Annotated in this window: 14 protein-coding genes; 6 read left to right on the plus strand and 8 right to left on the minus strand. The window is 71.4% G+C overall.

What is annotated here, in order from left to right; all coding sequences use genetic code 11:
• The first annotated feature begins 53 nt into the window (after positions 1-53).
• Genes P2T37_RS10380 through P2T37_RS10390 form a run of 3 tightly spaced genes read left to right on the plus strand, consistent with a single transcriptional unit; the run spans position 54 to position 2199 of the window.
• Positions 54-1058 carry a DNA-methyltransferase gene (locus P2T37_RS10380; protein ID WP_276233859.1) on the plus strand — a complete coding sequence of 335 codons (1005 nt, stop codon included), beginning with the start codon at positions 54-56 and terminating at the stop codon, positions 1056-1058.
• A 34-nt stretch (positions 1059-1092) separates the two neighbouring features.
• The gene (locus P2T37_RS10385; protein WP_276233860.1) at positions 1093-1779 is read left to right on the plus strand and encodes a type I 3-dehydroquinate dehydratase; all 687 of its coding nucleotides are present in this window, start codon (positions 1093-1095) and stop codon (positions 1777-1779) included.
• Between the two features lie 27 nt (positions 1780-1806).
• On the plus strand, positions 1807-2199 hold the full coding sequence (locus P2T37_RS10390) for a DUF7575 domain-containing protein (RefSeq protein ID WP_276233861.1): 393 nt from the start codon (positions 1807-1809) through the stop codon (positions 2197-2199).
• Here P2T37_RS10390 and P2T37_RS10395 read toward each other — a convergent pair.
• Positions 2188-2970 carry a CPBP family intramembrane glutamic endopeptidase gene (locus tag P2T37_RS10395; protein ID WP_276233862.1) on the minus strand — a complete coding sequence of 261 codons (783 nt, stop codon included), beginning with the start codon at positions 2968-2970 and terminating at the stop codon, positions 2188-2190. The genes P2T37_RS10390 and P2T37_RS10395 overlap by 12 nt on opposite strands.
• Positions 2971-3015: 45 nt before the next feature.
• A complete protein-coding gene (locus tag P2T37_RS10400; protein ID WP_276233863.1) occupies positions 3016-4176 on the minus strand; it encodes a 3-dehydroquinate synthase II in 1161 nt (386 codons plus the stop codon).
• Between the two features lie 115 nt (positions 4177-4291).
• Between P2T37_RS10400 and P2T37_RS10405 the strand changes: the two genes are divergently transcribed.
• Positions 4292-4975 carry an HAD family hydrolase gene (locus P2T37_RS10405; RefSeq protein ID WP_276233864.1) on the plus strand — a complete coding sequence of 228 codons (684 nt, stop codon included), beginning with the start codon at positions 4292-4294 and terminating at the stop codon, positions 4973-4975.
• A 9-nt stretch (positions 4976-4984) separates the two neighbouring features.
• Here P2T37_RS10405 and P2T37_RS10410 read toward each other — a convergent pair whose 3' ends face one another.
• The 4 genes from P2T37_RS10410 to trpC are packed head-to-tail and all read right to left on the minus strand — an operon-like array spanning position 4985 to position 8631.
• Complete coding sequence (locus tag P2T37_RS10410) at positions 4985-5779, minus strand: 2-amino-3,7-dideoxy-D-threo-hept-6-ulosonate synthase (RefSeq protein ID WP_276233865.1); 795 nt, start codon at positions 5777-5779, stop codon at positions 4985-4987.
• Between the two features lie 26 nt (positions 5780-5805).
• Positions 5806-6639, minus strand: coding sequence for a tryptophan synthase subunit alpha (gene trpA, locus P2T37_RS10415; RefSeq protein WP_276233866.1), 834 nt, complete (start codon positions 6637-6639; stop codon positions 5806-5808).
• A complete protein-coding gene (gene trpB, locus P2T37_RS10420) occupies positions 6636-7886 on the minus strand; it encodes a tryptophan synthase subunit beta (protein ID WP_276233867.1) in 1251 nt (416 codons plus the stop codon). Before trpB ends, trpA begins: the two co-directional genes overlap by 4 nt.
• A complete protein-coding gene (gene trpC, locus P2T37_RS10425) occupies positions 7873-8631 on the minus strand; it encodes an indole-3-glycerol phosphate synthase (RefSeq protein ID WP_276233868.1) in 759 nt (252 codons plus the stop codon). Before trpC ends, trpB begins: the two co-directional genes overlap by 14 nt.
• Positions 8632-8744: 113 nt before the next feature.
• Between trpC and P2T37_RS10430 the strand changes: the two genes are divergently transcribed.
• Positions 8745-9071 (plus strand): uS10/mL48 family ribosomal protein, encoded by a 327-nt coding sequence (locus P2T37_RS10430; protein ID WP_276233869.1) that lies wholly within the window; start codon positions 8745-8747, stop codon positions 9069-9071.
• 47 nt (positions 9072-9118) lie between these two features.
• Entirely contained in the window at positions 9119-10384 is a 1266-nt protein-coding gene (locus tag P2T37_RS10435) for an amidohydrolase (protein ID WP_276233870.1), read from the plus strand.
• On the opposite strand, the gene P2T37_RS10440 is transcribed toward P2T37_RS10435, so the two are convergent.
• Together P2T37_RS10440 and P2T37_RS10445 are read right to left on the minus strand one after the other, a co-directional pair.
• Positions 10381-11172, minus strand: a complete 792-nt coding sequence (locus P2T37_RS10440; protein WP_276233871.1) for a hypothetical protein — start codon at positions 11170-11172, stop codon at positions 10381-10383. The two genes, P2T37_RS10435 and P2T37_RS10440, sit on opposite strands and share 4 nt — an antisense overlap.
• 46 nt (positions 11173-11218) lie before the next feature.
• Positions 11219-12589: a geranylgeranyl reductase family protein gene (locus P2T37_RS10445; protein WP_276233872.1), complete on the minus strand. Its 1371-nt coding sequence runs from the start codon at positions 12587-12589 to the stop codon at positions 11219-11221.
• Positions 12590-12665: the final 76 nt, after the last annotated feature.

The following is a 12665-nucleotide window of genomic DNA, read 5'->3' on the forward strand; positions in this document are numbered from 1 at the left end:
CCCTCGCGCGCGGACCGCAAGACCCGTAAGCCGTCCCCCTATCGGACGCACGTATGCAGACGAACCACGAGGTCAGGGTCGCCGACGCGCGCGACCTCTCGCTCGCGGAGCCCGCGGACCTCGTGGTCACTTCGCCCCCGTATCCGATGGTGGAGATGTGGGACGACTGCTTCGCCGCGCAGTCGCCCGAGGCCGCCGAGGCGCTCGCCGCCGACGAGGGCGACCGCGCCTTCGAGGCGATGCACGACGTGCTGGACGGCGTCTGGTCGCGGCTCGCCGACGCGGTCCGGGAGGGCGGCATCGTCGCCGTCAACGTCGGCGACGCCACCCGGAACCTCGACGAGTTCCAGCAGTACCCCAACGCCGCCGAGATAACGCGCCGGATGCGCGGCCACGGCTTCCGGACGCTCCCGGACCTGCTGTGGCGCAAGCCGACCAACTCCACGGCGAAGTTCATGGGCAGCGGGACGCTCCCGACGAACGCCTACCCGACGCTCGAACACGAACACGTCCTGCTCTTCCGCAACGGCGGGACGCGCGACTTCCCCCCGAGCGACGAGACGCGCTACGAGTCGGCCTACTTCTGGGAGGAGCGCAACACGTGGTTCTCGGACACGTGGGAGATACGCGGCGAGCGGCAGGCGCTCGCGGGGGAGGGGCGCGACCGCTCCGGGGCGTTCCCGTTCGAGGTGCCATACCGGCTCGTCTCGATGTTCTCGGTGTACGGCGACACCGTGCTCGACCCGTTCTGGGGGACGGGCACCACGTCGCTCGCGGCGCTGGTCGCCGGCCGGTCGAGCGTCGGCTACGAGCGCGACGGCGACCTCGTGGCGGGGTTCGCGGAGGCGGCCGAGCGCGCGCCCGCGCTCTCCCGCGAGGTGGTCCGCGAACGGCTCGCCGACCACCGCGAGTGGGCCGCCGACCACGATCCCGGCTACGCGGCCGACCACTACGACTTCGGCGTGAAGACGAGCCTCGAACGCGGTATCCGCCTCTACGAGGCGACCGACGTGACCCGCGACGGCCGCGAGTGGACCGCGAGCTACGACCCCGTCTGAGTGGGTTTTTGCCGCGGGCCGCACAGTCCGCGGTATGGACCTCGACTTCGACGCCTTCCGGCTCGCGGCCTCGACGGCCGACCTCGCCGAGGAGCCGGCCGCGCGCGACCACGCCGACCTCGTGGAGTTCCGGATGGACCTCGCGGACGACCCCCTCGACGCGCTCGACGGCTACGACGGGGAGCTGCCGCTGCTGTGTACGAACCGCGCCGCGTGGGAGGGCGGCGACGCGGCCGAGGACGGCCGGCTCGCGGCGCTCGAACGCGCGGCCGAACACGACGCCGTCGTCGCCGTCGATGTCGAGGTAGCGGCCATCGAGGACGGCGCACAGCCGACGGTGGACCACGCCCACGACCACGGGGCGCGGGTCGTCGCCAGCGTCCACGACTTCGAGGGGACGCCGACGGGCGACGAACTCGCGCGCCTGCTCGCCCGCGCCGCGGCCGCCGGCGACGTGGGGAAGCTCGCCGTCACGGCCGAGTCGGCCGACGACACGCTCCGCCTGCTCTCGGTGACGCGGGCGATGGCCGCCGAGGGCGCGACGGTGGCGACGATGGCGATGGGCGAGGCGGGCCGCCACACCCGTGCCGTCGCGCCGCTGTACGGGTCGCGAATCGGCTACGCGCCGGTCGCGACCGAGAACGCGACCGCGCCCGGCCAGTACGACCTCGCGACGCTCTCGGACCTCGTCGCGCGGCTGTCGGGCGAATCCGGGGTTTGATGCCCCTCGCGCGGTAAGCCGACGCCGATGGACAGACGGGCGTGGCTCGCGGCCGGGTTCTCCTTCCTCCAGCCGGGGCTGGGCCACCTCTACCTGCGCGCCTACCGCCGCGCCGTGACGTGGTTCCTCGTGTGGGCCGCCGTCACCGCGGCGCTCGTCGACCTGCCGACGCCGGAGCCGACGCTCTCGGGCCTCGTCGCGGCCGCCACACAGCTGTTCGCCGCGCTCGGGGGGCTGGACCTGATCCCCTCGCTCGTCATCTCGGCGGTGACGGCGTTCGCCATGGTGGACGCCTTCAGGCTGGCCGAGGCGCGGATGCGGACCGACGACGACACTCCCCGGTGTCCGTCGTGCGGGAAGGAACTCGACGGCGACCTCGACTTCTGCCCGTGGTGTACGGCCGACCTCTCAGGCGAGTAACGCCGCGACGCTCGCGCCGACGGCGACGACGTGAGCGAGCGCGTGCGCGACCATCGCCGCCTCCAGGCTCCGCCGCCAGTAGAGCCAGCCGAAGACGACGCCGGCGACGGTGTTGCCGAGTATCACGAACGCGAGCACCGGGAGCGTGAGCCCGCCGTAACTGCTCGCCGCGGCGGGGAGGTGGCCGACGCCGAACAGCACCGCGGAGACGAGTACGGCGGCCCAGCCGACCCCCGCGGAGAGGTCGCCCTCGGCGCCGTTCGCGCGCCACAGCAGATAGGCGACGAGCGAGAGGACGCCCCACCGCAGGAGGAGTTCCTCGGTGATACCCCCGTAGAGCACGCGGAGCGGGAGGCTCCCGAGGAGCGCTCCCACGGTCCCTTCGGGGGCGCCGCCCGCCGGCGTCGGGGCGACGAAGCCGGCGAGGAACAGCAGGACGCCGACGAGGACGCCGCCGGCGACGGCCGCGCGGGCCTGTCCGCGGAGCGCCGAGAGCAAGGGTTCGCCGTCGGAGACACGCTCGAGGAGGAGCGAGCGGAGGCCGACCCGCGGCGCGAGGCCGAGGCCGAGGAGGACGGCGACGGCCACGAGCGCGAGCGACTGGCCGGCCGTCGCGGCCATCACGACGGCGACGGACTGGCCCGCGCCTTCGGCCGCCCGTTCGTAGGCCGCGCGGTCCGTGGTGAGGACGAGCGCGGCGACGCCGACGGCGCCGAGCGCGAACAGCGGGAGGAAGCGGCGGGCGGTGACGCTGGGGTCGCGGTCGGTCATCGCTCGCGAGTGAACGGCGACGGGGGAAAAAGCGTCCGACCGACGTTACTTCTCGATGATGCTCTCGTCGACGGCCTCGCCGAAGTGGCGCGCCGTGTCCTCGTAGTAGACGAGGAGTTCGTCGCCGGCTTCGAGGTCGGTGACGGCCTTCCGCCCCGCCTCGGTGGCGACCTTGATGGTCTCGGCGTTCTGGAGCAGCGTCTCGATGCGGTCGCCGTTCTCCGTCTCGGCCTCGACGCGGAACATCGGGCGCCGCTCGATCTTCGACCGGCCGACGATGGCCTCCCGCGTGGAGCCGTCCGTCGAGACGACCTGCACCTCGTCGCCCGACTTCAGTTCCGAGAGGTACTTCGTCCCGCCGCCGGGGGTGCGGACGTACGCGTGGACCGCGCCCGCGTTGACGCGGAACGGCCGCGAGGCGACGTACGGCGACTCCGCGGTCTCCGCGTGGACGAAGAAGAGGCCGCGCGACATCGACCCCACGAGCATCCCCTCGTCGTCGTTCATCATCGTCCCCGTATCGACGCAGACGCGGTCGGCGCTGCCCGTCTCCTCGACGGCCGTCACCGTGGCGTACTGCATCGAGAGCTGTTCGCGCTCGGACTCGTCGCGCACGTCCACCGTGTCGCGGATGACGCCCGGGTCGTCGGTGTCGAGCAGGACGGCGTCGGCGCCGAGCTCCAGCGTCTCGAAGGCGGTGCGCGCCTCCTCCGCGGAGCGGACGCCGGCGACGAGGTCCGTCTCCTCCCCGATGCGCGCGATGAGGTTCTCCAGCGGGATTATCTTCCAGTCGTCGCCCACGACGACGGTGTAGTCGGCCTCGGTCGCGGCCTCCTGTGCGAACGCCTCGTAGTCCTCGTTCAGGATGCGGACGTACGACGCGTTCGCGCCGTCCCGGCGCAGGGTGGTCAGGTCCGCGCTCCCCGAGAAGTCGGAGGGGAGGTCGACCGTGCCGTCGCCCTCGCCGCCCTTCCCGACGACGGCGATGTCCGGCTCGCCGCCCTCGTCGTCCGCGTCCATCACGTGGACATCGTCGCCGGTGAAGGCCGCGACCGTCACCTGCCCGAGTTCGCGCACCCGGTCAACGTCGCGCTGGTCCACCAGCACCACGTCGACCCCGGCCTCCAGACCGGCGGTGATGCGCGCCCGTCGCGCGTCCCAGTCGCCGACCTCGTCGTCGGCCTTCAGCCAGACGGAGCGTGTCATATCGGTGCGTCGGGAGGTCCGGTATTGAACGTGGCGACTCGGGCGACAGTGCGGTTCTTCCGGAACCGCGCGAACGGACAGAACCCTTATCCGGGGCGATTCACCTATGAACAGCATGCCCGGTTCGCCCTCCGTCGCCGCGGTCAGCTTCGACCTCGACGACACCCTCATCCGCTACGACCACGACCCCGACGAGGTGCTCGACGAGGCGTTCCGCCGCGCGGGCGTCGGCCCTTTCTGTACCCCGGACGAGCTGTGGGCCGTCGCCTCGGAGACGCCGGACGCCGACAGCGACCACCAGTTCCTCACCTACCTGTTCCGCGCGGCCGCCGACCGGTACGGCGGTCCGACGGAGTCGGCGGCGACGCTCGCGCGCACCTACGAGGCCGCGACGGACCACACCGCCGTCTCCTTTCGCCCCGGCGCCGAGGCCGCGCTCGCGGCCGCCCGCGAGGTCGGTCCGGTCGGGCTCATCACCAACGGCGGCCGCGATGTCCAGGAGGTGAAGCTCCGCGAACTCGGCCTCACCGGCGCGTTCGACTCGGTGGTGTTCGCGGGCGAAGAGACCCGCCCGAAGCCGGCCCGCGAGCCGTTCGAGCGCGCGCTGACGGAACTGAGCGCGGACCCGACGGAGACGCTGTACGTCGGGAACTCGCTCCACCACGACGTGGCGGGCGCGAAGCGCGCGGGCTGGCACGCGGCGTGGTATCCCCGCGAGTCCGACCGCGACGAGTCGCCCGAGGAACACGCGCCCGACTACACGTTCGAGACGCTGTCGGAGCTAGAGGAGGCGTTCTGACCGGCGGCGCTACAGTTCGACGGCGAGGCCGGCCCGTTCGAGCGCAGTCTCCGTGTCGGCGTCGTCGTGGATGACGGCGCTGACGGCCGTCGTGATGGCCTCGGGGTCGTCGTGCTGGAAGATACTGCGCCCCATCGAGACGCCCGCGCCGCCGGCGTCCATGACGCCGCGGACCGCCTCGACCGTCTCGCGGTCGGTGCCCTTCGCGCCGCCGGCGATAACGACCGGCAAGCGCGTCGATTCGACCACGTGTTCGAAGCTCCCCGCGTCGCCGGAGTAGCCCGTCTTGACGATATCGGCACCGAGCTCCTCCGCGAAGCGAACGGCGTGGCCGAGCGCCTCGGGATCGGTCGAATCGACGCCGGGGCCGCGCGCGTACGCCATCGCGAGGACGGGGACGCCGAGGCGGCCGGCCTCCTCCGTGACGCGGGCGAGGTCCTCCAGCTGTTTCGGCTCGTAGTCGGAGCCGACGTTGATGTGGAGCGAGACGGCGTCCGCGCCGACGCGGACGGCCTCCTCGACGCTCCCGGAGATACGCTTGTCCTGTTCGTCCGGGCCGATGGTGGTCGAGGCGTTGAGGTGGACGATGTACCCCTTCCCGTTCTTGTTCGGGTGGACGCGCGGCGCGATGCCCTTCTGCGTGAGGACGGCGTCGGCGCCGCCGCGGGTGACGCCGTCGATGGTCGATTCGATGTCCTTCAGGCCCGTGACGGCACCCATCGTGATGCCGTGGTCCATCGGGACGACGAGGTATCGCCCCCCTGTGCCGATGCGGTCGAGTCGTGCTGAGATTCCCGTGTCCATGATACGTTAGCGTGTGGCAGAGTGATTCAAGTCCGTTCCGGTGTCGTCGCGCGCGAGCCGGCGACCGCGCCCTCCTTCAGTTCCCGGCAGAGGGCTTCGAGGCGGTTCGCCGTCTCGCCGACCGGGGCGTCCGACTCGTGGCCCTCGGCGACGATGTCCACGAGCGCCGAGCCGACGATGATGCCGTCCGCGCCCCCGGCGACGACACGCTCGGCGTGTTCGCCCGTCTTGATGCCGAAGCCGACGGCCTTCGGGACGTCGTAGCCGGCCAGCCGGTCGAGGCTCGCCGTCGTCTGGTCGCTCACGTCGTCGCGCGCGCCGGTGACGCCCAGTCGCGCCTGCACGTAGAGGTAGCCCGACGACAGCGACACCAGCCGTTCGAGTCGGTCGTCGTCCGTCGTCGGCGCGACGATGAAGACGAGGTCCAGCCCGTGGTCCGTGCAGGCCTCGCGGAGCGGGTCGGCCTCCTCCGCGGGGAGGTCGGGGACGACGAAGCCGTCGATGCCGGCCTCCTTCGCCCGGCGGACGAACGGCGCCGGTCCCTCCTCGTCGCCGTACTGGTAGATGAGGTTGTAGTAGGTCATACACACCAGCGGCACGTCCACGTCCGCCTCCTCGACGAACTCGAAGTAGCGGCCGACGGTCATCCCACCCGCCAGCGAGCGAACGATGGCGCTCTGGATGGTGGAGCCCTCGGCGATGGGTTCGGAGAACGGGAGGCCGAGTTCGATGATGTCGGCGCCGCCCCGTTCCAGCGCCTCGACGTATTCCAGCGAGGCCTCGTAGTTCGGGTCGCCCGCGGCGAGGTAGGGGATGAACGCCGGGCCGTCCGCGAACGCGGCGGCGATGTCGGCGTTCATTCGAAGACCCCCATGTCCGGCGCGTTCGGCAGGTCGCGCTTCTCCGTCTCCTCGATGGCCGCCTCGAGGTCCTTGTCGCCGCGGCCGGAGACGTTCACCACGACGAACTCGCCGAGATCCTCGTCTGTCTCCTCCAGGAAGGCGAGCGCGTGGGCCGTCTCCAGCGCGGGGATGATGCCCTCGTCCTGCGAGAGGCGGTGGAACGCCTCCAGCGCCGCGTCGTCGTCGACGTTGACCGCGTTCACGCGCCCCTCGTCGACGAGGTACGCGAGTTCGGGGCCGACCCCGGCGTAGTCCAGCCCCGAGGAGACGGAGTGGGACTCCATTATCTGGCCGTCGCCGTCCTGGAGCAGTTTGGTGCGCGCGCCGTGGAGCACGCCCTCGCTCCCCGTCGAGAGCGACGCGGAGTTGGGCGCGACGCCGCGCTCCTCGTCCACCGACAGCGAGGAGCCGCCGGCCTCGACGGCGTAGAGGCTCACCCCCTCGTCGCCGACGAAGTCGGAGAAGATGCCCATCGTGTTCGAGCCGCCGCCCGCGCAGGCGACGACCGCGTCCGGCAGGCGGCCGTACTGCTCCTCGGCCTGTCGGCGCGTCTCCTCGGCGATGACGCGGTGGAAGTCCCGCACCATCGCGGGGAACGGCGCCGGGCCGACGACGCTCCCGATGACGTAGTGGGTCGTCTCCACCGTCGTCGCCCAGTCGCGCATCGTCTCGGAGATGGCCTCCTTCAGCGTGCCCCGGCCGATGTCGACGGGGTTGACCGCCGCGCCGTTGATGCGCATCCGGAAGACGTTGGGCCGCTGGCGGTTCACGTCGCGCCGGCCCATGTATATCTCGCAGGGCATGTCGAGGTGGGCCGCGGCCATCGCCGTCGCGGTGCCGTGCTGGCCCGCGCCCGTCTCCGCGATGATGCGCTCCTTCCCCATGTACTTCGCCAGCAGCACCTGCCCGAGCGCGTTGTTGAGCTTGTGTGCGCCGCCGTGGAGCAGGTCCTCGCGCTTCAGGTACACGTCGGAGCCGTACCGCTCCGAGAGGTTGTCCGCGCGCTGGAGCGGCGTCGGCCGCCCGCCGAAGTCGCGGATGCGCTCGCGGAACTCGTCCATGAATCCGTCTTCGTTGTCGAGGACGTACCGCTCGTAGGCGTCCGTCAGTTCCTCGATGGCGGGCATCAGCGCCTCGGGGACGTACTGGCCGCCGTAGTCGCCGAACTTCCGCTCGGACCGTCGCTTTGAGTTACTCTCGGGCATGGGTGAGTCGGTGGGTGTTCTCGCGGACGTTCCCGTCCATTATCGCGGAGCCGACGAGCAGGGCGTCGGCCCCGGCCCGCCGCATCCGTCGCACGTCGTCGGTCGTCGTTACGCCGCTCTCCGCAATCAGGGTGACGCCCTCGGGAACGGCCGGGGCGACGCGTTCGAAGGTGCCGAGGTCCACGTCGAGTTCGGCGAGGTCGCGGTTGTTGACGCCGACGACGTCGGCGCCGGCCGCGACAGCGGCCTCGACCTCCTCGCGGGTGTGCGTCTCGACCAGCACCTGAAAGCCCCGGTCGCGCGCGGCCGCCACGAGGTCGGCGAGGTCGTCGCCGACGAACCGTGCGATGAGCAATATCACGTCCGCCGCGACCACGTCCAGCCCCGCCTCGTCGAGGACGAAGTCCTTCCGCAGGACCGGCACGTCCACGGCCGCGCGGACGCGTTCGAGCGTCTCGGGCGAGCCGCCGAAGTGGTCGGGTTCGGTGAGGACGGACAGCGCCGCCGCGCCGCCCGCGACCATCTCCCGGGCGAGCGCGACCGGGTCGTCCGTGCGCTCGCCCTCGGTGGTCGGGCTCGTCGGCTTCACCTCGGCGACGAGCGGGACGCGCCCGTCGGCCTCCGCGGCGGCGAAGGCGTCCGCGAGCGAGCGCGGGTCGACCGAGAGGCGGTCGCCGCCCCCGCCGCGCGACCGCGCCGCGTCGAGGATGGACCGCACCTCGGGGGCGATTCCGTCGGTGTTCATGTATGTACATCATCGGACTGATTTGTACAAAAGGCTTGCGTCCCCCGGCGGCTCGGGACGCGCCCCGGCCGCCGAACGGCGTGCTTTTGGGGGCGCACGCCGTGTGCCCGGTAATGCCCTTCGTCACGAAGCTCACGTTCGAGTCCGGGGACAGGGAGGTCCTCGACCGCGTCGTCGAGGACATCAAGGAGAGCGCCGAGCGGAAAGGCGTCGAGATGAAGGGGCCGCACCCCCGCCCCGCGACCGACCTCTCGGCGCCACAGCAGAAGCGGCTCGCGCCCGGCGACTCCTTCGAGGCGTGGAACTTCCAGGTGTACACGCGCGACGTGGAGATACACGGCTACGACGAGTTCGCCCGCCGCGTCGCGGGCGACGACTACCCCGCCAGCGTCCACGTCTCCGCGGACGTGAAACAGACGAAGGGGCTCGGCCGGAACTGAGACGGACGGCGAGGGGTCTTTCTATCCGCGGCGCACAGAGGCGAGCCATGAGCCTGACGAGCCGCGACTCGCTCGTGGAACTGCGTCGCGACCTGCACCGCTACCCGGAGCCGGCCTGGCGGGAGTTCTACACCACCTCCCGCATCGTGGACGAGATAGAGGCCGTCGGCGTGGACGAACTGTACGTCGGGCGCGACGCGCTCGCGAGCGACGAGCGCATGGCCGTCCCCGACGACGAGGAACTGGACGCGTGGTTCGAGCGCGCCCGCGAGGCCGGCGCGCGCGAGGACGTCCTCGAAAAGACGAAGGGCGGCCACACCGGCGCGGTCGCGGTCCTGCGGAAGGGCGAGGGGCCGACCGTCGCGCTCCGGGTGGACATCGACGCGCTCCCCCAGCGGGAGTCCGACGACGCCGACCACTACCCCGCCGCGGAGGGGTTCCGCTCGGGCAACGAGGGGTACATGCACGCCTGCGGCCACGACGCCCACGCGACCATCGGCCTCGGCATCCTCGAACGCGTGAAGCACTCCGACTTCTCGGGCACGTTCAAGGTGTTCTTCCAGCCCGCGGAGGAGGTCGTCGGCGGCGGGAAGGCGATGGCCCGGTCCGGCCACCTGGACGACGTGGACCGCCTGCTCGCGCTCCACGTCGGCCTCGACCACCCGACGGGCGAGATCGTCGCCGGCATCGACGGCTTCCTCGCCGTTTCACAGCTCCACGCGGAGTTCACCGGCTACCCGGGCCACGCGGGCGCGAAGCCGGAGGAGGGGCGCAACGCGGTCCAGGCGATGGCCGCCGCGGTGCAAGGCCTCTACGGCATTCCGCGCCACTCCGACGGCCAGACGCGCGTCAACGCCGGCCGCGTCGAGGGCGGCACGGCCTCGAACATCATCCCCGAGTCCGCCCGCATGGAGATCGAGGTGCGCGGCGAGACGACGGAGCTGAAGGAGTACATGTACGACCGCGCGACGCAGGCGCTGGAGGGCTCGGCGGCCGCGTACGGTTGTGAGGTCGATGTGGACGTGGTCGGCGACGCCCCCAGCGCGACGAGCGACGAGGAACTGGTCGATATCGTCCACGACGTGGCGGGGGGCGTCGCGGGCGTCACCTCCCGGCTGCGACGCGACGCGCTCGGCGGGAGCGAGGACGCGACCTACCTGATGCAGTACGTGCAGGACAACGGCGGACTGGCGTGTTACGTCGGCGTCGGCACCGACCACCCCGGCGGCCACCACACCGCCACGTTCGACACGGACGAGGACACCATCGAGCAGGGTATCGAGACGCTCGTCGGGACGGTCCTGCGGCTCTAGAGCCGGTCGAGCGTCTCCGCGACGTGGGCCTTCCCCTCCCTATCCCAGTGGAGCCCTACCAAGCGGAGCGGCTTCTCGACCGCCATCGGCACCAGCCCGTGCTTCCGGCAGAACACCGTCCAGAAGTCGGCGACGAGGTCGCGGTCGTCGCGGTCGCGGTACGCGAGGTCGAGGCCGCCGAGCTTCCGGGTGACGCGGAACAGCGTGTAGTCGACGGGCATCCGGAGCCACCGCGTCCCGCCGAGTTCGCGCACCTGGTCGTGGACCGTCCGGAGCCAGAACGGCGTCGTCACCACGTCGCCGATGCCGGGCAGGGCGTACCGGCGCACGTCGCGGGCGACGTGCGGGGCGACGTAGTCGTGGCGCGCGAACAGCGTCCGGGGGTCGCCGTCGAACTCCTCGTGAACCGTCGCGGCGCAGGTGTGCCACCAGCGCGCGTCGTACTCGTCCATGGCTTCGAGGTTGTCGAACAGGCGAACGAGTCGCGACTCGCCGTCGTCGGCTATCTCGCCGGGGTCGAACGTCCACGGGTGTTGCCGGCGGAGGGTGGCACACACCTGCCAGAGGCCGCCGCGGCCGACCTCGCGTTTCGGGTCGCCAGACGGGTGGGTGTGGAAAGGGACGACCGAGAGGGTGACGAACAGCGCCCGCTCGCGCGGCGTGAGGTCGAGCGAACGCATCGCCTCGTACTCGGGGAGGGTGTGGCGCGCGAAGAAGCCCGTCTGCTCGCGGTACTCTCGGCCGAGTCGCGTCACGAGCGCGCGGAGCCGTCCCTCCTCGTCTATCATCGCACGCTCGCCAGTCGGGGCCGAGCCGTAAAACCGTACGCCCGCCTCAGTACTTCGGCTCCGCGCCGGTCTCCGCGTACACGTCGTCCATGATGGAGTCGCGTTCCGTGCGCCACGCCTCGAAGCCGTCGGGGTGCGAGGGGTACTCCTCGTAGTGGGCCAGCAGGCGGTCGGCGAGCCCCTTCGTCGAGTAGAGGTCGAACATCGTGCCGAGGTGGCCGCGCGCCTTCCACAGCGTCTTGAGCGCGAGCACCGGCGAAACGCCCGACGACCCGGAGTAGAGCGCGTCGGCGATCTGCTTGCCCGGGAGCGCGCCGGCCAGCGCCGCGAGGTCGTCTATCTCGTAGGCCGTCGAGAAGATGTTGTACACGTCGAGCGCGGCGTAGCGCCCGCCGAAGTGGTCCATCACCCGGCTGTTGTACTCCCACAGCGCGGCCTCGTCGCCCGTCGCGTCGTTCTCGATGGCCTCCATCGCCTGCTCGGCGGCGTACTTGCCGGCGTACGCGGCCCCGGCGATGCCGCCCCCGGAGATGGGGTTGACGTGTGCGGCCGAGTCGCCGGCTGCGATGTATCCGGGCGCGGTCGCGGAGTCGTACGTCCGGCGGGTGGGCAGCGCCGCGCCGAGCTTGTCCACGACCTCCGCGCCCTCGAACTCGGGCCGCCGGCTGATGTCCTCGCGTAAGTCGTCCACGAGCTTCATCGGCTCCTCGCTCATCTGGAAGCCGAGGCCGACGTTGATCTCGGTCGGCGTGCGCGGGAAGTACCACAGGTAGCCCGCCGAGCGCTTGGTCGGCTTGAACACGAGCGCGTCGGACCACTCGACCGGCTCCTCGACCTCCAGCACCTCGCGGTACGCCGAGGAGAACTGCGAGTAGCGGACGTTCGTGTCGAACGTCGCCTCGGAGAAGTCGGCCTTGTCCTGCAGGATGGAGAGCGCGCCCGCGCCGTCGATGACCATCTCGGCCTCGTAGGTGACGGCCTCGCCCTTCCGCATCGCGGTCAACCCCGTGACGCGGCCGTCCTCCTGTCGCACGTCCTGGACGACGGTGTCGTAGTGGAAGTCGGCGCCCGCACGGTCGGCGGCGTCGATGATGATGCGCCCGTACTCCCAGCGGTCGATGACGGCGAGCTCGCCGGGCACGGGGATGTCGAGTTCGACGCCCTGCCGGGGGGCCTCGAACCGGCCGTGGTCCACCTCGGTGTTGGTGAAGGCGGGTTCGAGCGTCGATTTCGGGATGGCGTCGGGGAAGTTGTTCGCCCCCTTCAGCGCGTCCCCGCAGGCGATGTGGCCCGCCTCCTCGGCGTCCTTCCGCTCGACGATGACGACGTCGTAGCCCTCGTCGGCGAGCGTCGCGGCCGCGTAACAGCCGCTGGTCCCCGCCCCCACGATGGCGACGTCGACGGAGTGTGTGGTCATTACCCCTTCTGTCGGGGCCGCGGTGAAAACTCTTTATTCAGGCGGCGGTCCCCCCGCGCCATCGGTAAAGGGTTTT

Origin of the sequence: Halosegnis marinus, from assembly GCF_029338355.1 — an archaeon.
In the GTDB taxonomy this organism is placed as follows: domain Archaea; phylum Halobacteriota; class Halobacteria; order Halobacteriales; family Haloarculaceae; genus Halosegnis; species Halosegnis marinus.

Excerpts from the sequence above, each read along its gene's own strand:
- P2T37_RS10380 (WP_276233859.1), top strand. The coding sequence starts at position 54 with ATGCAGACGAACCACGAGGTCAGGGTCGCCGACGCGCGCGACCTCTCG.
- P2T37_RS10385 (WP_276233860.1), top strand. The coding sequence starts at position 1,093 with ATGGACCTCGACTTCGACGCCTTCCGGCTCGCGGCCTCGACGGCCGAC.
- P2T37_RS10390 (WP_276233861.1), top strand. The coding sequence starts at position 1,807 with ATGGACAGACGGGCGTGGCTCGCGGCCGGGTTCTCCTTCCTCCAGCCG.
- P2T37_RS10395 (WP_276233862.1), bottom strand. The coding sequence starts at position 2,970 with ATGACCGACCGCGACCCCAGCGTCACCGCCCGCCGCTTCCTCCCGCTG.
- P2T37_RS10400 (WP_276233863.1), bottom strand. The coding sequence starts at position 4,176 with ATGACACGCTCCGTCTGGCTGAAGGCCGACGACGAGGTCGGCGACTGG.
- P2T37_RS10405 (WP_276233864.1), top strand. The coding sequence starts at position 4,292 with ATGCCCGGTTCGCCCTCCGTCGCCGCGGTCAGCTTCGACCTCGACGAC.
- P2T37_RS10410 (WP_276233865.1), bottom strand. The coding sequence starts at position 5,779 with ATGGACACGGGAATCTCAGCACGACTCGACCGCATCGGCACAGGGGGG.
- trpA (WP_276233866.1), bottom strand. The coding sequence starts at position 6,639 with ATGAACGCCGACATCGCCGCCGCGTTCGCGGACGGCCCGGCGTTCATC.
- trpB (WP_276233867.1), bottom strand. The coding sequence starts at position 7,886 with ATGCCCGAGAGTAACTCAAAGCGACGGTCCGAGCGGAAGTTCGGCGAC.
- trpC (WP_276233868.1), bottom strand. The coding sequence starts at position 8,631 with ATGAACACCGACGGAATCGCCCCCGAGGTGCGGTCCATCCTCGACGCG.
- P2T37_RS10430 (WP_276233869.1), top strand. The coding sequence starts at position 8,745 with ATGCCCTTCGTCACGAAGCTCACGTTCGAGTCCGGGGACAGGGAGGTC.
- P2T37_RS10435 (WP_276233870.1), top strand. The coding sequence starts at position 9,119 with ATGAGCCTGACGAGCCGCGACTCGCTCGTGGAACTGCGTCGCGACCTG.
- P2T37_RS10440 (WP_276233871.1), bottom strand. The coding sequence starts at position 11,172 with ATGATAGACGAGGAGGGACGGCTCCGCGCGCTCGTGACGCGACTCGGC.
- P2T37_RS10445 (WP_276233872.1), bottom strand. The coding sequence starts at position 12,589 with ATGACCACACACTCCGTCGACGTCGCCATCGTGGGGGCGGGGACCAGC.